A 26,963-nucleotide genomic window follows, 5' to 3' on the forward strand; every position below is an offset into this window, starting at 1 on the left:
TATTTTTTTGCAGAGAGCGTTTACGAGATAACTCTGCATCCTCGGCCCGCTTCTCGTGGATTCACAGGCGCTGTCGAAACCGATCAGCCCCGTGGTCCTTCTCTCGAAGGAGCCGCTGTCACACTGTGGAGTTTCCAACTCGGGAACCGGAGTCCCCGAGCCTCATAGACTACAACGTCCCGAGGCCCGACGCCATTCCCCGCCTCTCGCGGTGCTCGCGTAGAGTCGCCCCATGAGCGATGTCACCGTCACCGTCCGCGGCGAGCACGAAGCGCGTCTCGCCCCCGAACGCGCCACCATCCGCGTCAGCGTGCGAGCCGAAGGCCCCGAGCGTGCGGCCGTCGTCGATCGCGTCATGCGACTCGCCGAGCCCGTGCGCGAGAGCATCACCGAGCGCCAGGAGGGCGGCTCGGTCGTGGACTGGAGCAGCAAGCGACTGTCGGTGCGCGCCGAACGCCCCTGGAACAACGAGGGAAAGCGGCTGGCACCCGTGTACTACGCGAGCATCGATCTGACCGCGACCTTCGCCGAGGCATCCGAGCTCTCGATCTGGGTGTCGGACGTCTCGCCGTGGGACGGCGTCGAGCTCGGCTGGGTCGACTGGCACCTGACTCCGCAGACCACGGCGCGTGTGGAGCGCGAGGTGGCCGCCGAGGCGGTCAGGGTCGCCGTCGCACGGGCGCAGGCGTACGCGACGGCGCTGGGCCTCGGCGACGTCGTCCCGCTCGAGATCGCCGATGTCGGGCTCATCGCGCCCACGCCCGCTCAGCCCATGGCCGGCATGGCGAAGGCGCGAGGCGCCGCACTCATGTCCGCGGACGCCGGAGGCGGTTCTATGGAGTACGAGCCCGACGAGATCGTCATCTCCGCGACGGTGGAGGCGCGATTCCTCGCGCGCTGACGACCGGTCGGACTCGGGCTCGGTCTCAGACTCCGGCGGCGAACGGGGCGAGGTCGGCAGCGAGACGCTCCGACACCCTGGCATGCACGACGGTGCCCTCCTCGCTGTGGTCCACCGACAACAGCATCCCGGTCTCGTGGATCGCCGCCACCAGGTCTCCGCGGTCGTACGGGACCACCGCATGCACTTCGATCGCCGGCTTCGGGAGAGCCTCCTCGATCGCCGCACGCAGCTCCTCGATGCCCTCCCCCGACCGCGACGACACGAAGTGCGCCTTGGGCTCGAGCCCCTGCAGCACCAGGCGGTCGCCGTCGTCGATGAGATCAGCCTTGTTGAAGACCACGAGCTCGGGCATGTCACGCACGCCGACATCGCCCATCACGTCGCGGACCGTCTGGAGCTGACCGGCCGGATCCGGATGCGACCCGTCCACGACGTGCAGCACGACGTCGGCATCGCCGACCTCTTCGAGCGTCGAACGGAACGCCTCCACGAGCTGATGAGGCAGGTTGCGGACGAAGCCGACCGTGTCGGTCAGTGTGTACACGCGGCCGTCCGAGGTCTCCGAGCGTCGCACCGTGGCATCCAGCGTCGCGAACAGGGCGTTCTCGACGAGGACCCCGGCGCTCGTGAGCGCGTTCAGGAGACTCGACTTCCCGGCGTTCGTGTAGCCGGCGATGGCCACGGACGGGATCGTGTTGCGCTTGCGCTCAGCCCGCTTCGCTTCGCGAGCAGGGCCGAAGTCCCGGATCTGCCGACGCAGCAGCGCCATCTTGGTGCGGATGCGGCGCCTGTCGAGCTCGATCTTCGTCTCACCCGGACCACGCGACCCCATACCGGCACCGCCCGCGCCGACCTGGCCACCCGCCTGGCGGCTCATCGAGTCACCCCACCCGCGCAGACGCGGCAGCAGGTACTCGAGCTGCGCGAGCTCGACCTGCGCCTTGCCCTCGCGGCTCTTCGCATGCTGGCTGAAGATGTCGAGGATGACGGTGGTCCGGTCGATCACCTTGACCTTGACCACGTCCTCGAGGGCACGACGCTGGCTGGGGGCGAGCTCGGTGTCGGCGATGACGGTGTCAGCGCCCGTGGCCGCCACGATCTCCTTGAGCTCCTGGGCCTTGCCGCGTCCGATGTAAGTCGCAGCATCCGGATGCGGCCGTCGCTGGAGCACGCCGTCGAGCACCACCGCTCCGGCCGTCTCCGCCAGGGCGGCGAGCTCACGGAGGGAGTTCTCGGCATCCTCCTGAGCGCCCTGCGGATACACGCCGACGAGCACCACGTTCTCGAGGCGCAACTGGCGGTACTCGACCTCCGTGACGTCTTCGAGTTCCGTGGAGAGTCCACCGACACGCCGCAGCGCGTGGCGATCCTCGAGGTCCCACTGGTCGCCGTCCGAGAACGCGTGGGAGGCGGTCGACTGGTCCTGCAGCGCCTGTGCGGCGCCGAAGACACGAGCCTCCGTCCGCTTCTCGGCATTCGCGAGCACGCGATCGACTGCTTCGTCACCGGTGGAGGGTGTGCTGGTCTCCGTCATCCGTCCCTTATCTCTGGGTTTTGTTGCGAGCCTTAACCTTAGCCCGCGCTGTCCGCTACGCTCACGGTATGGGGTCCGACCATTACTTCACCGCGGCCCCGGCAAGCCCCGAGAACCTGCGTACGATCCGTGTGACGCTCGCAGGCCGTGAGCTGGACGTCACAACCGCTGGTGGCGTCTTCAGCCCGGATCGGCTGGATGCCGGTACTGCCGTCCTTCTCGCAAACATGCCTCCCGTTCCGCCCGGAGGTCACCTTCTCGACCTCGGAAGCGGGTGGGGACCGATCACGCTGTCGATGGCGCTTGCCGCTCCGCACGCGACCGTGTGGGCAGTCGATGTGAACGAGCGAGCCCTCGATCTCGTGCGCCGGAACGCGGCGGCTCATGGTCTCACCAATGTCAACGCGTCACTGCCGCAGGATGTTCCCGCCGACGTCACGTTCCGCTCGATCCGCTCGAACCCGCCGATCAGGGTCGGCAAGAACGAGCTGCACGGACTGCTGGAGAAGTGGATCCCGCGCCTCGATGAGCGCAGCGATGCCTGGCTGGTCGTGCAGCGCAACCTCGGTGCCGATTCGCTGCAGCGCTGGATCGGGGCGACGTTCCAGCCGGGATTCAGTGTCTACCGCACCGCGACGGCCAAGGGCTACCGCGTGCTGAAGGTGCGCAAGCACGGCACTCCCCCGACCGAGCCGATCTCCGTCGTCTGAGTCGGTCAGTTCCGCCTGCGCGGACGCTCCGACTCAGATCAGGTCGATCTCGCCGCTGAAGACGAGCTGCGCCGGCCCTGACAGCGCGACGTGCTCTCCGTCTTCCGCCGGGAACATCCGGACCCCCAGCGTGCCGCCGGGAACCTCCACGCGCCAGTGGTTCGGCGCCTTGTCGCCCGCCCAGTACCGCACGGCCAGAGCCGTGGCCGCGACCCCCGTGCCGCAGCTCAGGGTCTCGCCCACACCACGCTCCGAGACACGCATGGTGACGTGACCGATGCCGTCCCGCACGAGCGGCTCGCCCGGGACGACGAACTCGACGTTCGCCCCCGCCGGCAGCTCGGGATCGAGCAGCGGAGATCGGTGCAGCTCGAGGGAGGAGAGCTCTGCGTCGGAGGCGAGCGCGACCACGACGTGCGGGTTCCCGACGTCGATGCCGAGACCCGGCCGAGCCACAGGCAGTCCGTCGGCCGTGACGAGTGGGTCGTCGCCGGACAGCTTCCAGAGGCCCAGGTCGACCTGATACCCGGTCTCACTGCGCGTCACGTCGCGCACTCCGGCCCTCGTCCCGATCGGGAGCGTGGAACCCGGCTCGATCGTCGCGAGTCCCGAGCGGACCAGATAGTGCGCGAAGACGCGGATGCCGTTGCCGCACATCTCCGCGATCGAGCCGTCCGCATTGCGGTAGTCCATGAACCATTCCGCGGCGGGCTCCTCGGCCAGCGCTCCGGCGCCATCGGGAATGGCCGCCGAGCGGACGACCCTCAGGATGCCGTCTGCGCCGATCCCGAAGTGCCGATCGCACAGCACGGCGACCTGCTCCGAGGTCAGTTCGAGAGCGCCGTCCGGATCGGCGATGATGACGAAGTCGTTGCCGGTGCCGTGCCCCTTGGTGAATGCGACCATTCGTCCAGTCTAGGAGCCCGGCACCCCTCGACGTGTCGAGCGATCAGGCTCGACGTGTCGAGCGATCAGGCGCGATGCGTCGAGCGATCAGGCTCGCAGCACGCGGTAGCGCCCGCAGAGGAAGTTGCGGTTGCGCGCGACGTCGAGAAGCTCGAGGTCGAGCTGCCTCGGCAGCAGCGGCGCTCCGGACCCCAGCGTCACGGGCGCATACTGCACCCATACCTCGTCGAGGAGTCCGGCGTCCGCGAACTGCCCGGCAAGGTCTCCTCCCCCGACGACCCACAGATCCTTGTCCCCCGCGGCCTCGACCATCTCGGCGTGCACCTCCGCGACGTCACCGCTCGTCAGCCGGATGTCCCCGCCCTCGGGCACCGTGAGGTCACGGTGAGTGAACACCCACGTCGGCTGCGTGTATCCCCAGCGTCCGTCTTCGTGGCGCATGACCCATTCGAACGTGGACGCGCCCATCGCGAGGGCGCCGATCGTCTGTTCGAACGCCGGATAGGCCATCGGACCGTCCTGGTCGATGTCCTGTTTCAGGAGCCAGTCCAGCGAATGCTCCTCGGTCGCGATGAAGCCGTCGAGGCTGCTTGCCGTGTAGAAGTGCGTCGCCATGGGTTCATGGTGACACCGACCACGGACATCCGCGAGGCCGCCGCGGGTGAGACCGTCACCCGTGCAGGAGCGCTTCGGCGTCCACGGGCGGTTCGAGCCACCTGATCTCGGGGTAGCGCTTGAACCACGAGACCTGACGACGGGCATAGCGACGGGTGAGCGCCTGAGTCTCGGCGATCGCCTCGGACTCGCTCAGACGACCGTCGAGCTGTCCGAGCGCCTGCGCGTACCCGATGGCGCGCGGAGCAGTCGTGCCGTCCTCGAGTCCCTGCTCGCGCAGCATCCGCACCTCCTCCGCCAGGCCGGACTCCCACATCCTGTCGACGCGCGCGTCGAGCCGTTCGACAAGGGCGGAGCGGTCGACGTGCAGTCCGAACACCCTGGTGTCCGTGTGCCACAGCGTCGGCTTCTCCGGGAGTGCCGCGCCGTGGGTCGTACCGCCCTGTTCGATGACCTCCAGCGCGCGGACGATGCGCCTGTCGTTGCGGGGGTCGACGCGGCGCGCCGTCTCGGGGTCGAGCGCGCGCAGACGCTCGAGCAGCGCGGCCGCTCCGTGGGTCTCGAGTTCGCTCTCGAGTCGCCTGCGGACCGTCGGATCGCGCGGCGGGAACCGGAAGTCGTAGATCACGCTGGAGACGTACAGACCCGAGCCACCGACCAGGATCGCGTCGCCTCCACGGCTCCAGATGTCGGAGACGGCCTGACGCGCGCGCGGCTGATACCAGGCCACGGCGGCGTCGTCCCGAACCTCCCTCACGTCGAACAGGTGGTGTGGGATGCCGCGGCGCTCGTCGACCGGCAGCTTGGCCGTGCCGATGTCCATCCCGCGGTAGAGCTGCATCGCATCCGCGTTGACGATCTCCGCGTCGTTGCCCTCCCGCCGGAGAGCTTCGGCGAGATCGAGCGCCAGGTCGCTCTTGCCTGTTCCTGTGGCGCCGACGATCACCCAGAGGCGACGCGCCTCGGACGCACTCGCGGTCGGGGTGGTCACACGCCGATGCGCAGCGTCGGCAGTCCCAGGGAGACGGCTCGCGGCCCGCCGTCCGCAGTCGGGGCGGGCACAGCGCACGAGTCCGCCTGCGCGCGGTCCCATGCGTCTCCGCCTCGGGTGCGCCGGATGCGCAACGGCGCGCCTGTGGGGTCGTCGGCGAGCAGGTGGAAGGGAGCCGCGTGCGTGACGGTCACCGTGACGACATCGCCAGGGCGCGGCACCGCGGACCCCGGGGTGACCTCGAAGTGCACGAGACGGTTGTCCTCGCCGCGACCTGTGAGGCGGTGCGTCTCCGCATCCTTCTTGCCCTCCCCCGTCGAGACGAGCACCTCGACCTCGCGGCCGACCTGCTTCTGGTTCTCCTCGAGCGAGATCCGCTCCTGCAGGGCGAGGAGGCGGTTGTAGCGTTCCTGCACGACCGCCTTGGGGACCTGGTGCTCCATCGTGGCCGCCGGTGTGCCCTCGCGGATCGAGTACTGGAAGGTGAACGCGCTCGAGAAGCGCGCCTGCTCGACGACCCTCATGGTGTCTTCGAAGTCCTCGTCGGTCTCGCCGGGGAAGCCCACGATGATGTCCGTGGTGATCGCGGCGTGCGGGATCCGCTCGCGCACCCGATCGAGGATCCCGAGGAAGCGTTCGCTGCGGTACGAGCGACGCATCGCCTTCAGGATCCGGTCGCTGCCCGACTGAAGGGGCATGTGCAGCTGCGGCATGACGGCCCGCGTCTCGGCCATCGCGTCGATGACGTCGTCGGTGAAGGCGGCAGGATGGGGGCTCGTGAAGCGGATGCGCTCGAGTCCGTCGATCTCACCCGCGGCGCGGAGCAGTTTGCCGAAGGCCTGCCGGTCGCCGAACTCGACGCCATAGGAGTTCACGTTCTGTCCGAGGAGCGTGACCTCGATCGCCCCGTCGTCGACGAGCAGCCGGATCTCGTTCAGGATGTCGCCGGGGCGACGGTCCTTCTCCTTGCCGCGCAGGCTCGGGACGATGCAGAAGGTGCACGTGTTGTTGCAGCCGACGGAGATCGACACCCAGCCGCTGTGCGCGGAATCCCGCTTGGTCGGAAGCGTGGACGGGAACACCTCGAGCGACTCGAGGATCTCGAGCTCGGCGTCGCCGTTGTGACGCGCCCGCTCGAGGAGGCCCGGGAGCGAGCCCATGTTGTGGGTGCCGAAGACGACGTCGACCCAGGGTGCCTTGTCGAGCACGGCCTGCTTGTCCATCTGCGCCAGGCAGCCCCCGACGGCGATCTGCATGCCGTCCTTGCGCCGCTTCACCGCGGCGAGCTGCCCCAGCGTTCCGTACAGCTTGCCCGCCGCGTTGTCACGCACGGCGCACGTGTTGATGATCACGACGTCGGCTTCGTCGCCGACGGCTGCGCGCACATACCCCGCGCTCTCGAGCGACCCTGACAGGCGCTCCGAATCGTGGACGTTCATCTGGCACCCGAAGGTGCGCACCTCGTACGAACGCTGCCGTCCGTCGAGGTCGAATGCTGCCGACGACGAGCTGATGATCGTCGGCTCACTGCGAGGGATAGTCATGATCTCCCTATTCTACGAGCGCGCCGATGCACCGTGATCGAAGCACGACAGGCCCCGGGATCGTCGGCGCCCGGCGATGCCGGTCAATCCGACTCGACGAAACGGACGCCCGACCTCGGTCGACCGGACGTCACCTCGGACAGAGCCGCCTTCGCTGCCGTCATCGCGACGGAGCCGTTGTATCCCCGCCTGGCCAGTTGTCCGACGAGGCGGCGCAACGCGGTGTCACCGTCGAGTCGCGCCATGCTGCGAGCTTTGGTCCGTGCGTATTCCAGCGCGCGATCGGCGTCATCGTCCGGGAGCTCATCGAGAGCCGCGTCGATCACGTCGCGCGGAATCCCGCGCTGTGCGAGCGCCCTCGAAAGGGCGACCCTTCCCTGGCCTTTGCGCTCGATCCCTGAGGTCACCAGCTGTCCCGCCAGGATCGCGTCGTCAAGGTAACCGCGCCGGCAGAAGTCGTCGATCACATCGTCGACGACCGCAGGATCGAGCCTGGCCGACTCACGCTCGTACCCCCTGAGCACCAGACGAGCCTCGGACAGAGACAGAGACCTCGTCCTCAGCTTGCGCACGAGGAGCTCTTCCGCTCCTTCACGCAACCGCTGCGGGTCGATACGAGGCTCATCGCCGGCCGGCGAGTCGTCGGCACTCTGCGGCTGCAGAGCACGAAGGCGCGGCGCTGATCGCGCCCCACCGCGCGCAGGATGACGATCGCTCGGACCCTGTGTCTCCAGGGAGGCGATCGGACGCGACCTCCCTGCGACCTCGCCGCCCTCGGTCCACGTCGAACGCCAGGCGGCCTCGCCGCCTGCCGCCGTCGTCCCCGGCGAGGCGGGCTCACGGTCGGCCTCACCCTCACCCGCCAGAGGAGACGGACCTGCCGTCTTGCGGCCGAACAGCGGGATGACGGGGGCGATCTGTTCGGACTCGCCCCCGCCATCACTCACTGAATGCTCCTGCCGCGAATGAACCCGGAGCGATCATGGTCACGCGGGGCGACGCTCGGCGAGCTCGTCGGCCGGTGCGTCGACGGCTCCGCCGATGCCGAGCTTCTGCTTGATCTGCGACTCGATCGCCAGCGCGATGTCAGGGTTCTTCAGAAGGAACGTACGAGCGTTCTCCTTACCCTGGCCGAGCTGATCGCCGTCATAGGTGTACCAGGAGCCGGACTTCTTCACGATGCCGTGCTCGACGCCGAAGTCGATCAGGCTTCCCTCACGGGAGATGCCGACGCCGTAGAGGATGTCGAACTCCGCCTGCTTGAACGGCGGCGCCATCTTGTTCTTGACGACCTTGACCCTGGTGCGGTTACCGACTGCGTCGGTGCCGTCCTTGAGGGTCTCGATGCGGCGGATGTCCATCCGGACGGACGCGTAGAACTTCAGCGCCTTTCCACCCGCGGTCGTCTCCGGCGAGCCGAAGAAGACACCGATCTTCTCGCGCAGCTGGTTGATGAAGATCATGGTGGTGTTCGTCTGGTTGAGTCCACCCGTCAGCTTTCGCAGAGCCTGCGACATCAGTCGAGCCTGCAGACCGACGTGGGAGTCTCCCATCTCGCCCTCGATCTCGGCACGCGGCACGAGGGCAGCGACGGAGTCGATGACGATCAGGTCGATGGCGCCGGACCGGACGAGCATGTCGGCGATCTCGAGAGCCTGCTCACCGGTGTCCGGCTGCGAGACGAGAAGCGCGTCGATGTCGACGCCCAGCTTGGCCGCGTAGTCGGGGTCGAGCGCGTGCTCCGCGTCGATGAAGGCGGCGATACCGCCGGCGCGCTGAGCGTTCGCGATCGCGTGCAGTGTCAGCGTCGTCTTACCCGAGGACTCAGGTCCGTAGATCTCGACGATTCGTCCACGCGGGAGACCGCCGACGCCGAGCGCGACGTCGAGGGCGATGGAGCCTGTCGGGATGACGGCCACAGGAGCGCGCTCATCGCTGCCCAGTCGCATGACCGAGCCCTTTCCGAACTGGCGATCGATCTGGGCGAGTGCGGTCTCGAGGGACTTCTCGCGGTCAGCGGGTGATGGCATGACGTGCTCCTTATGCTCGCGTGGTGCCGCCTGTAGGCTGTCGCGGTCCTCCCGGCTGGGCGGAACTCTCCGACAAGGCGTATGGCTCTTCGGCTTGCTTTCACCGTACGAGGCACCTCCGACATTGCGTCACCAGCACCACGAAACGGGGAGAACGAACTCTCCGAACCACTTGTGCAGAACACTACGCCGGTTTCGAACAGATCTTCGACGACACGCCGAGCACAGCGTGTCGGGGATCCGAAGACGATGGACGCAGAGGCACGTCAGCGGCGGCGCGGCTCCAGACGACCTGCACCATGGCGGCGCTCGATCGGCACGTCGGTCTCGACGCAGAGCGCGAGCCAGATGTCACGAGGAGGCACGCCGACATCCAGCGCCTCATCTGCTGTGCGGCCCCCGAGCTGCGTCAGGACGAGGTCGCTGACGAGCGAAGAAGCACGTCCGCCGAACTCATCGTCGACGGCACGGAGGAACTCACTGCGACGCATGATCGATCAGGCCGAGCAGACGCTCAGTGGAGCGAAAGCTCGGGTTCGATCGAGGCGACGAGATCGTCGGGAACGACATCAGGGAACACCTGGATGCCTTCGAGGACCGAGATGCGGTCTCCGACCTCGCGCATGATGGTCGAGATCGGGACGTCGAGTGCGTCGGCGACCGATGCGAGAATCTCGCTCGATGCCTCCTTCTGGCCCCGTTCCACCTCACTGAGGTAGCCGAGAGCGACAGACGCCTTGCTTGCAACCTGCCGGAGCGTACGCCCCTTCTGCAGGCGGAAGTCCCTCAGCACATCGCCGATTTCCTGTCGTACAAGAATCATCGGAACCTCCTCCCAGATCGCCTTCTCGAGGTCTCCCTCGATGAGACCGCCAGTCTAGTCTTACCGACCTTCACAAAATCTACCTTCGCACGCTGTGCAATCGGTGTGAGCACATCGGAGATAACGGATCATGCGCGTCGTCTATTCCCGAGCGAGTCTGCTCAGCAGCGCGAGCGCCGCAGCCACCGCCTGCGAGCGGACGGCGGCTCGATCGCCTGCGAAGACGAAGGCCTCGGTCCGGGACGCGATCGGCGTCACGGCTGCGATGTGCACCGTGCCGACAGGCTGGCCGTCCGGCGAGTCCGGCCCCGCGATCCCGGTGGTCGAGACGCCGACGTCGGCATCCCGTCCGTCGACCCGCACCGCCCGGCGGACTCCGACGGCCATCTGGCGTGCCACCTCGGCGCGGACAGGGCCCTGGGTCGCCAGCAGGTGCCCGTCGACTCCGAGCAGCGTCTGCTTGACCGGCGTCGCGTAGGCGACGACCGCGCCGAGCAGCACAGACGACGCACCGGCGACGGAGACCAGCTCCGCGGCGACGGCGCCGCCCGTCAGCGACTCCGCGACACCCAGGGTCCACTCCCGTGCAGCGAGCGCGGACAGAGCCTCGGCGGCCGCGCTCACCGCGCGTGCCTTGCGCCTCTGACCTGGGCGACGATGTAGTCGATCCCGCTCGCGACGGTGAGGATGAGCACCACGATCATCAGGACGACGGTCACGAGGACCCATGCCTCCACCCCGATGAGCACGTGCAGCGGAAGCAGCGCCCACGACAGGGCGACGCCCTGGACCGCAGTCTTGATCTTGCCCATCCAGGCGGCAGCGACCACGTGCTCTTTCGCCACCATCAGGCGGTGCACCGTGATGCCCCACTCCCGGATCAGGATCACGACGACGATCCACCACTGCAGCTCGCCGAGCACCGCGAGACCGATGAAGCCCGCACCCGTGAGCAGCTTGTCGGCGATCGGATCCCAGAGCTTGCCGAAGTCGCTGACGATGTCGTAGCGCCGGGCGAGGTACCCGTCGACCCAGTCGGTGGAGATCGCGACGATGAACAGGATCGCGGCGATCCAGCGCACCGCGATGTCTGCCAGGCCGTAGGTGCCGCCGACCAGGAGCAGGACGAAGAAGACGACCGCGAGCGGGATGCGGGCGATCGTGATCGCATTCGGAAGCTGCCGAGGAATGGCCATCAGTCGCGCCCCGTGAGTCCCCAGGCGTCTTCATCGCCCTCCGATTCGACGACGGGAAGACCCTGGAACTGCGACTCGATCGGGTCGTGCGGCGTCCCGGAGGCCATCGCCGAAGACGCGGCGGGTGCCGCGGCGGGCGTTCCCGGGACGTCCTCGCCGCGCAGCTTCGCCATCACCTGCGGCAACTGCTCGGCGGTGGCGAGCACGTCTCGCGCCTTGGATCCCTCGGACGGACCGACGATCTCGCGCGACTCCAGCAGGTCCATGAGGCGGCCTGCCTTCGCGAAGCCGACGCGCAGCTTGCGCTGCAGCATCGAGGTCGAGCCGAACTGCGACGAGACGATCAGCTCGGCCGCCGCCAGCAGGAGCTCGAGATCGTCGCCGATGTCCTCGTCGACCTCCTTCTTCTTCGTCGGCTCCAGTGCCTCCTGCACGTCTGCGCGATAGTCGGGGCGAGCCTGACGCGTGACGTGCTTGACGACCGCGTCGATCTCCTTCTCATCGACCCAGGCGCCCTGGAGGCGGAACGGCTTCGACGAGCCCATCGGCGAGAAGAGCGCGTCACCCTGACCGATCAGCTTGTCGGCGCCCGGACTGTCGAGGATGACCCGGCTGTCCGTGACGCTGGTCACCGCGAAGGCCAGGCGGGACGGGACGTTCGCCTTGATCAGACCCGTCACCACATCGACGCTCGGACGCTGGGTGGCGAGCACGAGGTGGATACCCGACGCTCGGGCCAGCTGGGTGATGCGGACGATCGAATCCTCGACGTCACGCGGTGCGACCATCATCAGGTCGGCGAGCTCGTCGACCACCACGAGAAGGTACGGATAGGGCTTCAGGACACGCTCGCTGCCCACGGGCAGATCGATCTCATTGGCCCTGACCGCTCTGTTGAAGTCGTCGATGTGACGGAAGCCGAACGACGCGAGATCGTCGTACCGCATGTCCATCTCCTTCACGACCCACTGCAGCGCCTCGGCGGCCTTCTTCGGGTTGGTGATGATGGGGGTGATCAGGTGCGGCACCCCGGCATAGCTGGTCAGTTCGACGCGCTTCGGGTCGATCAGCACCATCCGCACGTCGGAGGGACGCGCGCGCATCAGCAGGCTCGTGATCATCGAGTTCACGAAGCTCGACTTACCCGAGCCGGTGGAGCCGGCCACGAGCAGGTGCGGCATCTTCGCGAGGTTCGCGATGACGATGTTGCCGCCGACGTCCTTGCCGACGCCGATCGTCATGGGATGCGTGCTCTTGTGGGCCGCCGGAGAGCGCAGCACGTCGCCGAGCGCGACCATCTCCTTGTCGGCGTTGGGGATCTCGATGCCGATCGCGCTCTTGCCGGGGATCGGCGAGAGGATGCGGACGTCATTGGATGCGACGGCATACGCGAAGTTGTTGCTGAGCTGCAGGATTTTCTCGACCTTGACCCCGTGCCCGACCTCGACCTCGTACTGGGTCACCGTCGGACCCCGCGAGAAGCCAGTGACCTTGGCATCCACCTTGAACTGCGTGAGGACGCTGGTGATCTGCTCGATCACCTTGTCGGTGGCCTCGGACCGCGCGACCGGCGGCGGTCCCTCGACGAGCAGCCCGGGCGAGGGCAGCACGTACGGCGTGACAGGAGCCTGCGGACCCTTGTCCCCCGGACCGGCCGTCCCGAAGCCGTCGAGGCCCGGCAGCTCCGGCATCTCGCCGGTGTCGGACTCGTCGTCGAGCAGCGCCGTGGACTGCTGTCCGGCCAGCGACTCCGTCACGGCGCGCACGTCCGAGAGCACCTCGGTCGCGGCGTCGTACGGATCTTCCACGACGACGGCCTGGTCGTAGGCGGGGGTCGGCTCGGAGGTCGTGAGCAGGGCGGTGATGTCGTCCGAGCCGAGAGTCCCCTCGTCCGGGTCTTCCTCTCGTCCGGTCTTGTTGCGGCGCCACCAGGGCAGCACGTCCGGGTCGTCGGACTTGTCGGCCTCGTCGATCGCGGCGGCGTCCTTCGCCGGCTTCTCGACACGCTCGGCGTCGAACATCCAGGCGTACAGGTCGCCGAGGCGCTGACCGATGCGGTTCGGCGGGGTCTTGGTGAGGATGAGGATGCTGAGACCCGCGAGGAGCGCCAGCACGATGTAGGCGCCCACCGGCGTCAGGTAGGAGAGCGGCTCGCCGACCATCCAGCCGAACAGACCCCCGGCGTCGCTCAACGCGAGCATCCCCTGCCGCGGTTGCGCGCGGACGAGCACCCCGGCCGAATCGACGTGACCGGCCGCGATGTGGCAGAAGCCGGCGAGTGTGAGCACGAAGAGGCCGAAGCCGATCCCGATGCGCCCGTTGTCGTGGACCGACGAGGGGTGACGGAACAGCCATCCGGCGAGCAGGAGCAGCAGTACCGGCATCACGAAGGCGACGCGTCCGACGAGCGCGCCGACGGAATAGGCGCTGATGTTGGTCGCCACCTCGTTGCCGATGAAGAACCACTCGTTGACCGCGCCCGCGACCGCGAGGAGGACCAGGAGGAACGGGAACCCGTCTCGCCGGTCGTCCTTCTCGAGCGTCTCGGGACCGAACGCGCGGAAGAGCCCGCCGACCCCGTGCGCGAGGCCGCCCCATGCGCGAACCGCGACCGGCGGCTTGTCGAGCTCGTCGATGTACTTCTTCGGCGCAGCCTGAGCCTTCGGAGCTGCCTGCCTCTTGGGGCGAGGCGTGGCGCTCTCGGACGCGCGCGCTGACTTCGTGGAACTCCTGGCCATGCTCTCACGTTACGACGGGAGGGCGACATTGCCCGTAATGACGCGGCTTTCCGGCGTCTTCCGCACGAAGGGCGAGGCTCACGCCAGGCGGTGCACCATGGTCTCCCGTACGACGCCCTGCTCGGATCCGACGAAGCCCTCCGACCGGTACAGCGCGCGGGCGAAGTTGTCCTTCTCGACGCTCAGGCTCAGTCGGGAGTGGCCGTGGGCGCGCGCGAGCGCCACCAGCTCGCGCAGCAGCGCTCGCCCGACGCCGTGCGCCCGCCAGATCGGCTGGACGCCGATGATGAGTTCCGGCACCGCCGTGCCGACGAAGCCGAAGCCGGGGTCGTCCTGCGAGAGCATGCGGTACCACGCGGCACCGATGGCCTGTCCCTCCTGATCGACGGCCACCACGCCGGCGTCCGCAGGACGCATCCAGCCGCTGATGTACCTGCGATGCTCGGGCGCGGTCAGGATCTCGTGCCGCGCCCGAGCCGCGCCCGAGCGCCAGTTCGCGGCCTCGACGACCATGTCGGCGAGGAAGCTCCCGTCCGCCTGCACGGCGGGTCGGATCGAGAAGGCGTCCGGCATGGAGAGAGACTACGGCCAGCCGGTTACACCCGGATGACGGCGGACTGTGAATCCGTGCCGCCACCCGCGGTGACTACGCCTCGATGACGAGCGGCACGATCATCGGGCGACGACGCAGCTTCTGGTTCACCCAGCGCCCGATCGTGCGGCGGACGACCTGCGACAGCGAGTGCGTGTCGCGGACGCCGTTGCCGGACGCCTCCTTCAGCGCGGCGACGATCTTGGGCGCCACGTCGTCGAAGACCGAGTCGTCCTCGGCGATCCCTCGGGCGTGGATCTCCGGACCGGAGATGATCCGGCCGGTCGCGGCGTCCACGACGACGATGACGGACACGAAGCCCTCCTCGGCGAGGATTCGACGGTCCTTGAGGTCCGCATCCGTGATCGCGCCGACCGTGGAGCCGTCGACGTAGACGAAGCCCAGGTCGAGCTGACCGGCGACCCGCGCCTCGCCGTCCTTCAGGTCGATGACGGTGCCGTTGGAGGCGATGATCGTCCGATCGGCGGCGATCCCGGTGTCCTGCGCGAGCTTGGCGTTCGCGATCAGGTGGCGGTACTCGCCGTGCACCGGCAGCACGTTCTTGGGCCGGAGGATGTTGTAGCAGTAGATCAGTTCGCCCGCGGCGGCGTGCCCGGAGACATGGACCTTCGCGTTGGCCTTGTGAACGACGTTCGCGCCCAGCTTGGTCAGACCGTCGATGACGCGGTAGACCGCGTTCTCGTTGCCGGGGATGAGGCTCGACGCGAGGATCACGGTGTCACCGGGACCGGGCTCGATCGCGTGGTCGAGGTTCGCCATGCGGCTGAGGACCGCCATCGGCTCACCCTGGGACCCGGTGGACATGTAGACGATCTTGTCGTCGGGAAGGTCACGTGCCTTCTTGTAGTCGATCAGCAGTCCGCTCGGCACCTTGAGGTATCCGAGGTCCTCCGCGATGGTCATGTTGCGCAGCATGCTGCGGCCGAGGAGCGCGACCCGACGCCCGTGGGCGTGCGCGGCATCCAAGACCTGCTGCACGCGGTGCACGTGGCTGGAGAAGCTCGCGACGATCACACGACGAGGGGCTTTGCCGATCACCTGGTCGAGCACGGGGCCGATCGACCGCTCGGTCGGGGTGAAACCGGGCACATCGGCGTTGGTGGAGTCCACGAGGAACAGGTCCACGCCCTCCTCGCCCAGACGTGCGAAGGCACGCAGGTCCGTGATGCGTCCGTCGAGCGGGAGCTGGTCCATCTTGAAGTCGCCGGTCGCCAGCACAAGGCCGGCCGGCGTGCGGATCGCCACGGCGAGGGCATCCGGGATCGAGTGGTTGACCGCGACGAACTCGAGGTCGAACGGTCCGACCTGCTCGCGCTGGCCCTCCTTCACGGTGAGCGTGAAGGCCTTGATGCGGTGCTCCTTGAGCTTGGCCTCGACCAGGGCGAGGGTGAGGCCGGAGCCGATCACGGGGATGTCGCTCTTCAGGCGGAGCAGGTACGGCACGGCGCCGATGTGGTCCTCGTGACCATGGGTCAGCACGACGCCGACGATGTCATCGAGCCGGCTCTTGATCGGCTCGAAGTCCGGGAGGATCAGGTCGACACCCGGCTGGTGCTCCTCGGGGAACAGCACACCGCAGTCGACGATGAGGATCTTGCCGTCGAACTCGAAGATCGTCATGTTGCGACCGATCTCGCCGAGTCCGCCGAGGGGGGTGACCCGCAGCGTCCCTTCGTCGAGCGATGTGGGTTCTGCGAGCGGGATGGACATGCTGTCTCCTCAGTCGGACGCTGCGCGCGTCCGTTCGTTCGTGGTGACGCGCCTCGGCGCGTCGATGCTCAGCGGGTCGTGCCGTGCACCTTCGGCAGGGCGCCGCCCGCGGCCGCGTTGCGGTCGGGGCGGAAGTTGGAGAAGTCCGCACCGGGGACGTCCGCGACGAGGTCGAGCTCGTCCTCGATGAGGGCGGCCTCCCACTCTTCCGGGCCGACCAGGGGCAGACGCACGCGCGGGCTCGAGATGCGGCCGAGTCCGTGCAGGATGTACTTCGCGGCGACGGTCCCGGGCACATGCGTCATGACGGCACGGACCAGCGGTTCCAGGCGCTTGTGCTCGGCCGTGGCCGTGGAGAGGTCGCCGCGGTTCACGGCGTCGATGATCGTGCGGTAGGGCGTCGCGGTGATGTTCGCCGTCACGCCGATGAGCCCGGTGGCGCCGATCGCGAGGTGCGGGAGCACGTTCGCGTCATCGCCGGAGAAGTACATCAGGTCGGTCTGGTTGAGGACCCTGCTCACCTCGGAGAAGTCGCCCTTGGCGTCTTTCACCGCGAGGATGTTCGGGTGCTTCGCGAGGCGCAGGATCGTCTCGTACTTGATCGGCACGCCGGTGCGGCCGGGGATGTCGTACAGGATCACGGGAAGGTCCGTGGCGTCGGCGACCAGGCGGAAGTGCGTGAGGATGCCGGCCTGAGTGGGCTTGTTGTAGTACGGCGTGACGATCATGATGCCGTCGGCGCCGGCCTTCTCGCTCGCCTTGTAGAGCTCGATCGCGTGGGCGGTCTCATTCGACCCGCCACCGGTGATGATCTTCGCGCGTCCGGCGGACACGGACTTGCCGATCTCGACGAGCTTGAGCTTCTCGGGGTCCGTCAGCGTGGAGGTCTCGCCGGTCGTTCCCGTCACGACGACGCCGTCAGCACCCGCGGTGATGACGTCGTCGATGTGCTTCTCGACGGCGGGCCAATCGACTTCGCCGTCGGCCGTCATCGGAGTGACGAGCGCGACGAGAACCTGTCCGAAGGGGTTGCCCGAATGCGTCATGCCCCCAGCGTATCTGGTCAGGTGCCGCTCACCCAGACGAGGCGTGCACGATGACATCACCCCTGGCCACATCCACCCGGTCCCGCAGCAGAAGTCCGGACATCTGCCCTGGGACCGTCTGGTCCGTGTGCGCGCGGAAGACCTCGATCCCCGCGATCCTGGTCGTGGCCTGGACACTGCCGTCGCGCAGGATCGCGATGTCGTCGTCGACGCGGAACACGCCGGAGGCCGCCATACCCGTGACCACCTGACCTCGGCCCGTGATCGTGAAGACATCCTCCACCGGGAACCGTGCCGACGTGAGGGACACCGAGATCGGCGCACCGACACCCGGAAGATCAGCGCCCGAAGCGGGCGCGGACGTCAGGTCTTCGAGACGTCTCGCCTCGGCCTCGTTGTACCGGCGCAGCATCTCGTTCGCGTCCGCGGGCTCGCGCTTCCTGCCGAACAGCCATCCCATGGGTCCGATCCTAGAGGCGACGACGTGCCGACCTCGGTGGCTCGGACCAGGACGCCTCCGGGCGCGATCAGACGCGTCCGCGCCGCGCGACTCCCGATGTGAGCGAGCTGGGCAGCAGCCGCGCGAGGGCGACGATGCCCTTGTAGCGCAACGACGGGATCGACACCGCCTTGCCACGGGCAGCGTCACGCAACCCCTCGCGCACGACGTCGCGTGCGTCGAGCCACATGAACGAGGGGACGCCCTCGTGTCCGGGGGCGAGACCCATCCGCTCATGGAATGACGTGTGGGTGAATCCGGGGCACACAGCCGTCACGGTCACGCGGTCGCGGGCATACTCTGCGTTCGCCCAGCGGCTGAACCCGATCAGCCAGCTCTTGCACGCCGAATACGTCGACCGGGAGATGAACCCCGCGACCGAGGCGACGTTGATGATCCGCCCGCCTCGACCGCGCATCGACCCGAGCGCTGCGTGCATGAGGCGCATCGACGCCTCGACATGCACGCGCAGATGCCGCACCTCGTCGTCGATGTCGTTGTCCGCGAACTGCAGTGGCAGACCGAAACCCGCGTTGTTGATCAGCAGATCGACCGGATCGGCCACGTCGCGGAGCCGGGCGGCCACGCGCTCGACGTCCGCCTCCTCCGCCAGATCGGCCGCGAGCACCTCGACCGCGACCCCGTACTCGCTGCGGAGTGCGGCAGCGGCTTCGTCGAGTGCATCCATCGAACGGGCGACGAGGACGAGATCCGCCCGGCGTCGCGCGAGCTGCCTCGCGAACTCGAGACCGAGTCCCGCGCTGGCGCCGGTGATGAGTGCGGTGGGCATCAGCGCTCGTATCCCAGGAAGCGGTATCGGATGCCGGACCGAGACGTCATCCACTCCCCCTCATCGACCAGACGCCACCCGCTCTTCGACGGCGCGTAGGCGTCTCCCGCGACCTCGAGGTCGAGTTCCGTGACCTCGAGGCGATCGGCGTCGGCGATCACGAGGCGGAAGATCTCGGCTCCGCCGATGATCCAGACCCGTTCGTGTCCCCGTACCGCATCGGTGACCGTCGCGGCACGACGAGCTCCCTCGGCCGCCCAATCCTGCTGGCGTGTGATGACGATGTTGTCGCGACCCGGAAGCGGCCGGAAGCGCTCCGGCAGCGAATCCCAGGTCTTGCGCCCCATGATGACCGGAGCGCCGAGAGTCGTCTCCTTGAAGTGCGCGAGATCCTCCGGAACGTTCCAGGGCATCCCGCCCTCCGCGCCGATGACTCCGCCGTGCGCCTCCGCCCAGATCAGGCCGACCCAGGTCATACCGCGACCGCCGCCCTGATCGGCGCGTGGTGCTGGTAGTCCTCGACGATGAAGTCCTCGTAGCGGTAGTCCGAGATCGACTCGGGCGTGCGCCCCAGCCGCAGCGTCGGATACGGGAAGGCGTCCCGTGTCAGCTGCTCCCGGACCTGCTCGAGGTGGTTGTCGTAGATGTGGCAGTCGCCGCCCGTCCAGACGAAGTCTCCGGGTTCGAGCCCGACCTGCTGCGCGACCATCAGCGTCAGCAGCGCATACGACGCGATGTTGAAGGGCACACCCAGGAAGAGATCTGCACTGCGCTGGTACAGCTGGCACGACAGCTTGCCGTCGGCGACGTAGAACTGGAAGAGCGCATGGCAGGGTGCCAGTGCCATATCGGGGATGTCCGCGGGGTTCCACGCCGACACGATCAGGCGACGCGAGTCCGGGGTCGCGCGGATCTGCTCGATGACCTGTGCGAGCTGATCGATGCTCGTGCCGTCCGGAGCGGGCCAGGACCGCCACTGCACGCCGTACACCGGACCGAGATCGCCGGAGTCGTCGGCCCACTCGTCCCAGATGGTGACGCCGTTCTCCTGCAGCCACCGCACATTCGAATCGCCGCGGAGGAACCAGAGCAGCTCGTACGCGATCGACTTGAAGTGCACGCGCTTGGTCGTGATCAGCGGGAATCCCTCGGAGAGATCGAACCGGATCTGCCGACCGAACACGCTCGTGGTGCCGGTTCCGGTGCGATCCGACTTGTGTGTGCCGGACTCCAGCACGTCGCGGAGCAGATCTTCATACGGCGTCGGGACGGCTGCGCTCATGTCAGCCAGACTACCCGCCCTCGGGCCCGCGGAGCCGGATCGTCACGATGCGACACATCCGCCTCCGGCCCGGTCCATCGCCTCTATCCTCGAGGCATGTCCCCCGCGCTCGCCCTGACCGCAGCCCTTGCACTGCTCGTGCTGGCGGCAGCGGCAGGCGTGACCCTGCGCCTCGTCGACGGACGTCGCCGCGGCGCAGGCCACCTGCGTTTCGACCCGGCGGACGCGGATGCCGCGGAGCTGGGCGCCCGCGCCACGCTCGTGCAGTTCAGCACCGAGGTCTGCACGCGGTGCCCGCAGGTACGGCGGATGCTCACCGGCTACGCCGCTGCGGACGACGGCCTGCGTCACGTGGAGGTCGACCTCACCCGTCGGCCCGACCTGTCGGCTCGGTACCGGGTCCTGCAGACGCCCACCACATTCCTCGTCGACGGCACCGGGACGGTGCGCGCACGGTTCAACGGCGTTCCGCAGCGCGACGCCCTCATCGACGCACTCGCCGCCGTCTGAGGCGGACGATCGGAGAACTCATGACGACTCCCGCAGGCATCGACCCTCGCGGACCGCGGTTCGCGGCCACGATCACGACCGTGCTGCTCCTCGCGGCCACCTTCCTCGGACTGATCGGCATCTCGACGGCGCGCTCCTTCGGCTGGTTCGCCTACCAGCCTCTCGCCTCTGCGCGACTCGATTGGCACACCTGGGCGGTGTCCGCCGCGTCGCTGCCCGAACGCGCGCTCGACCCGGGCTTCCTCCTCAGCCTCCTCGTGGCGCTGCTCTTCCTGTGGAGCGTCGTCTCCCCCGCCACCGCGCCGTGGGGCGTCGTCTTCCGCCGGTTCGTGCGCCCCCGCCTCGCTCCTCCGACGGAGCTCGAGGATCCGCGGCCCCCGCGCTTCGCGCAGGGTGTCGGGCTCTTCGTCGTCACGGTCGGCCTCGTCCTGCACCTCGCCGGCGTGCCGTGGGCGCTCCCCCTCGCGACGGCGGCGGCCTTCATCGCCGCGTTCCTCAATGCGGCGTTCTCGTTCTGCCTCGGCTGCCAGCTCTACCTGCTGCTGCAGCGCGCCGGCGTGCTCGGCCGCCCGGCATCCGCGGCGTGAGCGCTGTTCCGCCGCCGAGCGCCGCTCGGTAGGCTGGCCGGACACGCGCCCCGCACATCCCGCAGCGCGAGAACCGGAGGAATCATGCCCGTCACCAGCGAAGCGACCACCACCTGGACCGGCTCCCTGGCCGAGGGCTCGGGCACCGTGGCATTCTCCTCATCCAAGCTCGGCACCTTCCCGATCAACTGGAAGGCCCGCAGCGAGGGCAGCGACACGACGACCACGCCGGAGGAGCTGATCGCGGCCGCGCACGCCTCGTGCTTCAGCATGGCGCTCTCCCACGCGCTGTCGGAGAACGGAACCCCGCCGGAGCGCGTGGACACCAGCGCCTCGGTCACGTTCAAGCCGGGCGTCGGCATCAGCGGCAGCCACCTCAACGTCAACGCCGTCGTGCCGGGACTCACGCCAGAGGCCTTCCAGACGATCGCCGCAGAAGCGAAGGTCGGTTGCCCCGTGTCGCAGGCTCTCGCAGGTATCGAGATCACCCTCGAGGCGACACTGGCCTGATCGCAGTCGCGGCCCCGGTCAGCCCCGCGACCGCACGGTCAGCTCCGCGAGACGGTCAGATCTCCGCGCGACGGTCAGCTGCGCGCGAGACGGATCGCCTGGCGGATGCTCGCTCGCGCGTCCTTGCGACGGCCCGACGCGTCCTGGACGACGCCGAGACGGTATCGCGCCCGCCAGTCGTCGGGCGCCGCATCCGCGTCCGCGGCGTAGCGGGCGATCAGCGCATCCGCATCGGCCCGCGCGATCCGTCCGCTCGGCGTGAGCTCGGTCTCGACCGGCGGCATCCCGCCTTCGGCGTCCAGCGTGCGACCGAGGCGATCGGCGGAGAAGCCGAACTGCATCTCCCGCACCAGCGCCCAGGCGCCGATCGGAGCGAGCACGATGAGTGCGATGCCCATCCCGATGGACACCGGTGTGCCGACCGCGAAGAACATCACCGCGAGCCAGACGGCGACGGCGAGATACACCAGCAGCGCGGCGGCCATCAGGCCGACGCCGATGCGCGACATCACGACCGGATGCCGATGTCGATCATGCTCTCGAGGCCGACGAAGACGCCGACGGCCTCGGCGGCGAACGGGACGGCGAGGCGGATGCCGGGCGCATAGGCCAGCGCCGGCTCGACGGTGTCGTGCGTGAAGGTGAGCGACTCGCCGGGGCCGGAGAGGATGACCTCCTGCTTGGCCACGACACCAGGGCGCCGCAGTGAGTGGATCGGCACGCTGCCGACCTGCTGACCGCGGGCACGCTGATCGGCGTGCGGCGCGCTGACCGGGCCCTGTTCGGAGCGGGCGGCGGCGATGAGCTCTGCGGTGCGCACGGCGGTGCCGCTCGGAGAGTCGACCTTCGCCGCGTGGTGGGCCTCGACGATCTCTGCCGACCCGAAGAACGGCGCGGCCGCTGCAGCCAGAGCCGACCCCAGCACGGAGCCGAGCGAGAAGTTCGGGATGAAGACGACGCCGGATCCGGCATCCACCACCAGGGGGCGAACGAGTGCGATCCGCTCGTTCGACCAGCCGGACGTCGCGACGAGCACGTTGATGCGCCGTTCGACGGCGGCGCGCACGACGTCGACGCTGACCTGGGGGGTGGTCGCGTCGATGACGAGGTCGGCACCCGCGAGCTCCGTCAGATCGCTCTGAGAGGTGAGCACGCGGCTCACCTCGAAGCCCTCGAGATCGTCGATCACCGCGTGGATGATCGACCCGAGCTTCCCGGTTCCGCCGACGAGTGCTACCTGCGTGGTCATGCGTTCAGTCTATTTCTCGCGAGCGCGCCGACCGCCGCGGCGGGCCGCAGCACACCGAATCAGACCGGCATGGCGTCGGGGATGCCCGTGCGGAGTTCCACCGGGAGATGCCCCGTGTCGTTGTGGGTCAGCAGTGTCCAGGGGCGGCCCTGCTTCTGAGCGATCACCGTGAGCCCGCAGTGCGCCTGGTTGAGCGTCATCCAGCGCCATTCCGGGGCCCCGAGGACCTCGCGCACGAACCACGAGATCACGAAGTTGTGTGTGATGAGGACTTCGTGCACGTCGCCTGGCTTGCGCACCAGGAATTCATTGACCGCATCGAACATCTGCGCGCGCCCGGCCTCGAGCTCCGCCTCGGTGATCGAGCCGAAGAAAGGCTCGTACGACGCGGGGGTCTCCTCCGTCATCCCCGTCGGCACGCAATCGAACAGGAGCGCAGTCGGCTCGGGGTCGACGGACGGCAGGCGCGCCGCGATCGCCCGCGCCGTCTCGTTCGCGCGCAGCAGCGGCGAATGCCAGACGGCGTCGAGCGGCAGACCGGAGAGCCGGTCGGCGATCAGCTCCGCCTGGCGCTGACCGCGCGGCGAAAGGGGTCCGTCGGCGAGACCGTGTTCGGCGTCCTGATGTTCACCGTGTCTGACCAGATATATGTAATGCGTCACAAACTCGCTCGCTTCATCGACAGCGTCCGCCGGGATTCACTCCACCCTATGCCAGGTGTGTGACAGGGGCGTGACGACGCTCAGTTGCCGGCGCGGGTGAGTTCGGCGACCTGGGCACGCGAGAGCGTGACCCCTGCGCCCTGCATCAGCTCATCCACGTGGTCCGTCGCGAACGCGTTGACGATCGGGGCGGCGATGGTGCGCTGTGCGAGCAGCCAGGCGATCGACACTGCCGCGACCGGCACGTCCAGCTCCGTGGCGACCTGGTCGAGCGCGCGCAAGATCTTCGTGCCCCGCCGGTTGAGATGGCCGCGCAGCTGCTCGCCGCGTACTCCTCGCGAGGTCAGCGCCTTGCTGCGATGGCGCCCGGAGAGGAATCCGTGCTCGAGGGCGTGCGAGGGCGTGACGGCGAGGTTCTGAGCCCCTGCGACGAGTCGCAGGTCGCCCTCGAACGGCTGCCGGCGGATGAGGTTGTACGGCGAGTCGATGACCTCGACGCGGGGATAGCCCGCCGACGCGAGGATGCGGGCCTCGACGAGGCGCTCCGGGGCGAATCCGAAGGCGCCGAGCGCGCCGATCTTGCCGGCGTCGACGAGCCACTCGACGGTCGCGAGCGTGTCTTCGAGGTTGGTGGTGCGATCGAGCGTCGCATCGAGGTAGAGCACGTCGATCCGGTCGACCCCGAGCCTGGTCAGCGACCCCTCGACCGCGCGGACGAGGTTGACCGAGCCGAGACCCGGGTTGTCGGCATGCGCTCCGATGCGCACGCTGAGCAGGGCGCGATCACGCTGCCCGCGCGACCGCAGCCACTGGCCGATGATGTGCTCGCTGCGCCCGCCGGAGAAGCCGTCGGCGGTGTGGACCGCATTGCCGCCGAACTCGACGTAGCGATCGAGGATGCCGTGGCTCGTCTCGAGATCGACGTTCCAGCCGAACTCCGCCGCACCGAGCATCAGCGGGAAGGTGTCGATGCCCGTCTCCCCCAGGGGAACCCGGATGTTCTCGCCGACACCGGGGCCGACGATCGGGATGGGGGCTGAGGGGTGCTCCGCCGCGTGGGACTGCGCACCCTCAGCCGACGCTCCTGCGCCTACGCTGAACAACCGCATATCCCTCACCCCCGCGTCGGTCGGTGCGTACCGACCTGCGTCACTGCCATGGATGCACCCCCCGGTGCGTACTTCGAGAGTAGGCGACAACCGCGAACTCGCCGACCAATCAGGGGAACGGCGCAAGAACTTCCCATAACGGTTTGATCACAGCGGACACGACGAAGCCCGGGCCGTCCGCGAGGACGACCCGGGCTTCGTCGTGAAGCGCGCCCGATTACTCGGCAGCGGCCTCGTCAGCAGGAGCGGCGTCCGCTGCGGGAGCGTCGTCGAGCACGGGCTCGAGCGACAGCTTGCCGCGGTCGTCGATCTTCGTGATCTTCACGAGGATCTTCTGGCCGACCGACAGGACGTCGTCGACGTTCTCGACGCGCTTGCCACCGGCGAGCTTGCGCACCTCGGTGACGTGGAGCAGTCCGTCCTTGCCCGGGAGCAGCGAGACGAACGCACCGAACGTCGCGATCTTGACGACGGTTCCGAGGAACTGCTCGCCGACCTCGGGGTTCGTCGGGTTCGCGATCGCGTTGACCTGGGCGCGGGCGGCCTCAGCCGAGGGGCCGTCGGTCGCGCCGATGTAGACGGTGCCGTCCTCCTCGATGGAGATCTGCGCACCGGTCTCGTCCTGGATCGCGTTGATCGTCTTGCCCTTCGGGCCGATCAGCTCGCCGATCTTGTCGACCGGGATCTGCACGCTGATGACGCGCGGCGCGGTCGGCGCCATCTCGTCGGGAGCGTCGATCGCGGCGTTCAGGACGTTGAGGATCGTCAGACGAGCGTCGCGGGCCTGGGTCAGCGCGCCGGCGAGCACCGACGACGGGATGCCGTCGAGCTTCGTGTCGAGCTGGATCGCCGTGACGAACTCGCTGGTACCGGCGACCTTGAAGTCCATGTCGCCGAGTGCGTCCTCAGCACCCAGGATGTCGGTGAGAGCGGCGTAGCGCGTCTCTCCGTCGACCTCGTCGGACACGAGTCCCATGGCGATGCCGGCGACGGCTGCGCGCAGCGGCACACCCGCGTTCAGCAGCGACAGCGTCGATGCGCAGACGGATCCCATCGACGTCGAGCCGTTCGAGCTCAGCGCCTCGGACACCTGACGGATCGCGTAGGGGAACTCCTCGCGGCTCGGCAGCACCGGCACGAGCGCGCGCTCGGCCAGGAAGCCGTGCCCGATCTCGCGACGCTTCGGCGACCCGACGCGACCGGTCTCACCGGTCGAGTAGGGCGGGAAGTTGTAGTGATGCATGTAGCGCTTGCTCGTCGTGGGCGACAGCGAGTCGATCTGCTGCTCCATCTTGAGCATGTTCAGCGTGGTGACACCCATGATCTGGGTCTCGCCGCGCTGGAAGATCGCCGAGCCGTGCACGCGCGGGATGACCTGCACCTCTGCGTCCAGCGGACGGATGTCCGCCAGGCCGCGACCGTCCATGCGCACGCTCTCCGTGAGGATGCGGCCGCGGACGATCTTCTTGGTGACCGACTTGTACGCCGCGGAGAACTCGAGCGGAGCGCCCGCGGGCAGGTTGCCTGCCTCGACCGCTTCGATGAGCTGCGCCTTGACGCGGTCCTTGACCTCGTCGTCCTTGCCCTGACGCTCCTGCTTGTCGGCGATCTGGTACACGTTCACCAGGTCGTCGTAGGAGCGCTCGGCCACGAAGTCGTAGACCTCGCTGGAGTACGGCGGGAAGACCGGGTACACGCCCGGCTCCTTCGACGCCGACGCAGCGAGCTCGGCCTGAGCCTTGACGAGCTGGGCGATGAACGGCTTCGAGGCCTCGAGACCCTGGGCGACGATCGCCTCGTCGGGCTTCGTGGCGCCGGCCTTGATCAGGTTCCAGCTGCCCTCGGTCGCCTCGGCCTCGACCATCATGATCGCGACGTCTTCAGAGCCGTCGGCCTTGGTGACGACGCGACCGGCGACGATGAGGTCGAACACGGCCTCGCTGACCTGCTCGGCCGTCGGGAACGCGACCCACTGGTCCGCATGGTCTCCGTGACCGGGGATGAACGCGAGGCGCACGCCGGCGACGGGACCCGAGAACGGGAGACCCGAGATCTGGGTCGACGCGGAGGCCGCGTTGATCGCGAGCGCGTCGTAGAACTCGCCGGGAGCGATCGAGAGGACCGTGATGACGATCTGGACCTCGTTGCGCAGACCGTCGACGAACGACGGGCGCAGCGGACGGTCGATGAGACGGCAGACCAGGATCGCCTCGGTCGAGGGGCGACCCTCGCGACGGAAGAACGAGCCGGGGATCTTGCCTGCGGCGTAGGAGCGCTCCTCGACGTCGACCGTCAGCGGGAAGAAGTCGAAGCCCTCGCGCGGGTGCTTGCCTGCGCTGGTGGCCGAGAGGAGCATGGTCTCGCCGTCGAGGTACGCGGCGACTGCGCCCTGAGCCTGCTGCGCG

Annotated in this window: 29 protein-coding genes and 1 other RNA gene; 5 read left to right on the plus strand and 25 right to left on the minus strand. The window is 68.4% G+C overall.

Annotated features, from left to right (window positions below; genetic code table 11):
- Positions 1-91, minus strand: a transfer-messenger RNA (tmRNA) gene (ssrA, locus tag ACESK8_RS13950); the annotation flags it as partial.
- A gap of 141 nt (positions 92-232) precedes the next feature.
- Here ssrA and ACESK8_RS13955 point away from each other — a divergent pair.
- A complete protein-coding gene (locus tag ACESK8_RS13955) occupies positions 233-901 on the plus strand; it encodes an SIMPL domain-containing protein (protein ID WP_372969158.1) in 669 nt (222 codons plus the stop codon).
- A 25-nt stretch (positions 902-926) separates the two neighbouring features.
- Here the strand turns inward: ACESK8_RS13955 and hflX are convergent, their stop codons facing one another.
- Positions 927-2,438, minus strand: coding sequence for a GTPase HflX (hflX, locus tag ACESK8_RS13960; RefSeq protein WP_372969159.1), 1,512 nt, complete (start codon positions 2,436-2,438; stop codon positions 927-929).
- 68 nt (positions 2,439-2,506) lie between these two features.
- On the opposite strand from hflX, the gene ACESK8_RS13965 reads away from it, so the two are divergent.
- Positions 2,507-3,148 carry a class I SAM-dependent methyltransferase gene (locus ACESK8_RS13965; RefSeq protein ID WP_060925771.1) on the plus strand — a complete coding sequence of 214 codons (642 nt, stop codon included), beginning with the start codon at positions 2,507-2,509 and terminating at the stop codon, positions 3,146-3,148.
- Positions 3,149-3,181: 33 nt separating this feature from the next.
- Here the strand turns inward: ACESK8_RS13965 and dapF are convergent, their stop codons facing one another.
- The 18 genes from dapF to ACESK8_RS14055 all read right to left on the minus strand — a co-directional run bounded on the left by dapF (position 3,182) and on the right by ACESK8_RS14055 (position 19,931).
- Positions 3,182-4,054 (minus strand): diaminopimelate epimerase, encoded by an 873-nt coding sequence (dapF, locus tag ACESK8_RS13970; RefSeq protein WP_372969160.1) that lies wholly within the window; start codon positions 4,052-4,054, stop codon positions 3,182-3,184.
- Between the two features lie 87 nt (positions 4,055-4,141).
- Positions 4,142-4,669: a dihydrofolate reductase family protein gene (locus ACESK8_RS13975; RefSeq protein WP_372969161.1), complete on the minus strand. Its 528-nt coding sequence runs from the start codon at positions 4,667-4,669 to the stop codon at positions 4,142-4,144.
- A 55-nt stretch (positions 4,670-4,724) separates the two neighbouring features.
- On the minus strand, positions 4,725-5,660 hold the full coding sequence (gene miaA, locus ACESK8_RS13980) for a tRNA (adenosine(37)-N6)-dimethylallyltransferase MiaA (protein WP_372969162.1): 936 nt from the start codon (positions 5,658-5,660) through the stop codon (positions 4,725-4,727).
- The gene (gene miaB, locus ACESK8_RS13985) at positions 5,657-7,204 is read right to left on the minus strand and encodes a tRNA (N6-isopentenyl adenosine(37)-C2)-methylthiotransferase MiaB (protein ID WP_372969163.1); all 1,548 of its coding nucleotides are present in this window, start codon (positions 7,202-7,204) and stop codon (positions 5,657-5,659) included. The genes miaA and miaB overlap by 4 nt, the downstream gene beginning before the upstream one ends.
- Positions 7,205-7,287: 83 nt before the next feature.
- Positions 7,288-8,151, minus strand: coding sequence for a regulatory protein RecX (locus ACESK8_RS13990; RefSeq protein ID WP_372969164.1), 864 nt, complete (start codon positions 8,149-8,151; stop codon positions 7,288-7,290).
- A gap of 39 nt (positions 8,152-8,190) precedes the next feature.
- Complete coding sequence (gene recA, locus ACESK8_RS13995) at positions 8,191-9,234, minus strand: recombinase RecA (RefSeq protein ID WP_060925765.1); 1,044 nt, start codon at positions 9,232-9,234, stop codon at positions 8,191-8,193.
- Positions 9,235-9,500: 266 nt separating this feature from the next.
- Positions 9,501-9,725 (minus strand): DUF3046 domain-containing protein, encoded by a 225-nt coding sequence (locus ACESK8_RS14000; protein ID WP_372969165.1) that lies wholly within the window; start codon positions 9,723-9,725, stop codon positions 9,501-9,503.
- Positions 9,726-9,748: 23 nt separating this feature from the next.
- Positions 9,749-10,057: a helix-turn-helix domain-containing protein gene (locus ACESK8_RS14005; protein WP_060925763.1), complete on the minus strand. Its 309-nt coding sequence runs from the start codon at positions 10,055-10,057 to the stop codon at positions 9,749-9,751.
- Positions 10,058-10,198: 141 nt separating this feature from the next.
- A complete protein-coding gene (locus tag ACESK8_RS14010; protein WP_372969166.1) occupies positions 10,199-10,681 on the minus strand; it encodes a CinA family protein in 483 nt (160 codons plus the stop codon).
- Positions 10,678-11,253, minus strand: coding sequence for a CDP-diacylglycerol--glycerol-3-phosphate 3-phosphatidyltransferase (gene pgsA, locus ACESK8_RS14015; protein WP_372969167.1), 576 nt, complete (start codon positions 11,251-11,253; stop codon positions 10,678-10,680). Before pgsA ends, ACESK8_RS14010 begins: the two co-directional genes overlap by 4 nt.
- Complete coding sequence (locus tag ACESK8_RS14020) at positions 11,253-13,991, minus strand: DNA translocase FtsK (RefSeq protein ID WP_372969168.1); 2,739 nt, start codon at positions 13,989-13,991, stop codon at positions 11,253-11,255. The genes pgsA and ACESK8_RS14020 overlap by 1 nt, the downstream gene beginning before the upstream one ends.
- A gap of 78 nt (positions 13,992-14,069) precedes the next feature.
- Positions 14,070-14,564 (minus strand): N-acetyltransferase family protein, encoded by a 495-nt coding sequence (locus tag ACESK8_RS14025; RefSeq protein WP_372969169.1) that lies wholly within the window; start codon positions 14,562-14,564, stop codon positions 14,070-14,072.
- Between the two features lie 73 nt (positions 14,565-14,637).
- Positions 14,638-16,314, minus strand: a complete 1,677-nt coding sequence (locus tag ACESK8_RS14030) for a ribonuclease J (protein ID WP_372969170.1) — start codon at positions 16,312-16,314, stop codon at positions 14,638-14,640.
- A 68-nt stretch (positions 16,315-16,382) separates the two neighbouring features.
- Positions 16,383-17,360: a 4-hydroxy-tetrahydrodipicolinate synthase gene (gene dapA / locus ACESK8_RS14035; RefSeq protein WP_372969171.1), complete on the minus strand. Its 978-nt coding sequence runs from the start codon at positions 17,358-17,360 to the stop codon at positions 16,383-16,385.
- Between the two features lie 28 nt (positions 17,361-17,388).
- A complete protein-coding gene (locus ACESK8_RS14040; RefSeq protein ID WP_372969172.1) occupies positions 17,389-17,820 on the minus strand; it encodes an EF-Tu/IF-2/RF-3 family GTPase in 432 nt (143 codons plus the stop codon).
- A gap of 67 nt (positions 17,821-17,887) precedes the next feature.
- Complete coding sequence (locus ACESK8_RS14045; RefSeq protein ID WP_372969173.1) at positions 17,888-18,649, minus strand: SDR family NAD(P)-dependent oxidoreductase; 762 nt, start codon at positions 18,647-18,649, stop codon at positions 17,888-17,890.
- Entirely contained in the window at positions 18,649-19,125 is a 477-nt protein-coding gene (locus ACESK8_RS14050; protein ID WP_372969174.1) for a dihydrofolate reductase, read from the minus strand. The genes ACESK8_RS14045 and ACESK8_RS14050 overlap by 1 nt, the downstream gene beginning before the upstream one ends.
- Positions 19,122-19,931, minus strand: a complete 810-nt coding sequence (locus ACESK8_RS14055) for a thymidylate synthase (protein ID WP_060925753.1) — start codon at positions 19,929-19,931, stop codon at positions 19,122-19,124. Before ACESK8_RS14055 ends, ACESK8_RS14050 begins: the two co-directional genes overlap by 4 nt.
- A gap of 96 nt (positions 19,932-20,027) precedes the next feature.
- Here ACESK8_RS14055 and ACESK8_RS14060 point away from each other — a divergent pair, with 96 nt between their 5' ends.
- From ACESK8_RS14060 to ACESK8_RS14070, 3 genes are all read left to right on the plus strand, one after another.
- Complete coding sequence (locus tag ACESK8_RS14060; RefSeq protein ID WP_372969175.1) at positions 20,028-20,441, plus strand: TlpA family protein disulfide reductase; 414 nt, start codon at positions 20,028-20,030, stop codon at positions 20,439-20,441.
- 20 nt (positions 20,442-20,461) lie between these two features.
- Positions 20,462-21,028 carry a DUF4395 domain-containing protein gene (locus ACESK8_RS14065; RefSeq protein ID WP_372969176.1) on the plus strand — a complete coding sequence of 189 codons (567 nt, stop codon included), beginning with the start codon at positions 20,462-20,464 and terminating at the stop codon, positions 21,026-21,028.
- 84 nt (positions 21,029-21,112) lie between these two features.
- Positions 21,113-21,538 carry an OsmC family peroxiredoxin gene (locus ACESK8_RS14070; RefSeq protein ID WP_372969177.1) on the plus strand — a complete coding sequence of 142 codons (426 nt, stop codon included), beginning with the start codon at positions 21,113-21,115 and terminating at the stop codon, positions 21,536-21,538.
- A gap of 74 nt (positions 21,539-21,612) precedes the next feature.
- Here the strand turns inward: ACESK8_RS14070 and ACESK8_RS14075 are convergent, their stop codons facing one another.
- From ACESK8_RS14075 to ACESK8_RS14095, 5 genes are all read right to left on the minus strand, one after another.
- Complete coding sequence (locus tag ACESK8_RS14075) at positions 21,613-22,047, minus strand: hypothetical protein (protein WP_372969196.1); 435 nt, start codon at positions 22,045-22,047, stop codon at positions 21,613-21,615.
- Positions 22,047-22,787 (minus strand): 4-hydroxy-tetrahydrodipicolinate reductase, encoded by a 741-nt coding sequence (dapB, locus tag ACESK8_RS14080; protein ID WP_372969178.1) that lies wholly within the window; start codon positions 22,785-22,787, stop codon positions 22,047-22,049. The genes ACESK8_RS14075 and dapB overlap by 1 nt, the downstream gene beginning before the upstream one ends.
- A 59-nt stretch (positions 22,788-22,846) precedes the next feature.
- A complete protein-coding gene (locus tag ACESK8_RS14085; RefSeq protein ID WP_372969179.1) occupies positions 22,847-23,449 on the minus strand; it encodes a histidine phosphatase family protein in 603 nt (200 codons plus the stop codon).
- Positions 23,450-23,529: 80 nt separating this feature from the next.
- On the minus strand, positions 23,530-24,558 hold the full coding sequence (locus tag ACESK8_RS14090) for an aldo/keto reductase (RefSeq protein ID WP_372969180.1): 1,029 nt from the start codon (positions 24,556-24,558) through the stop codon (positions 23,530-23,532).
- A 217-nt stretch (positions 24,559-24,775) separates the two neighbouring features.
- The coding region (locus ACESK8_RS14095) for a polyribonucleotide nucleotidyltransferase (protein ID WP_372969181.1) at positions 24,776-26,963 on the minus strand (2,188 nt) is incomplete at its 5' end.

Source organism: Microbacterium sp. (assembly GCF_041641055.1).
Classification (GTDB): domain Bacteria; phylum Actinomycetota; class Actinomycetes; order Actinomycetales; family Microbacteriaceae; genus Microbacterium.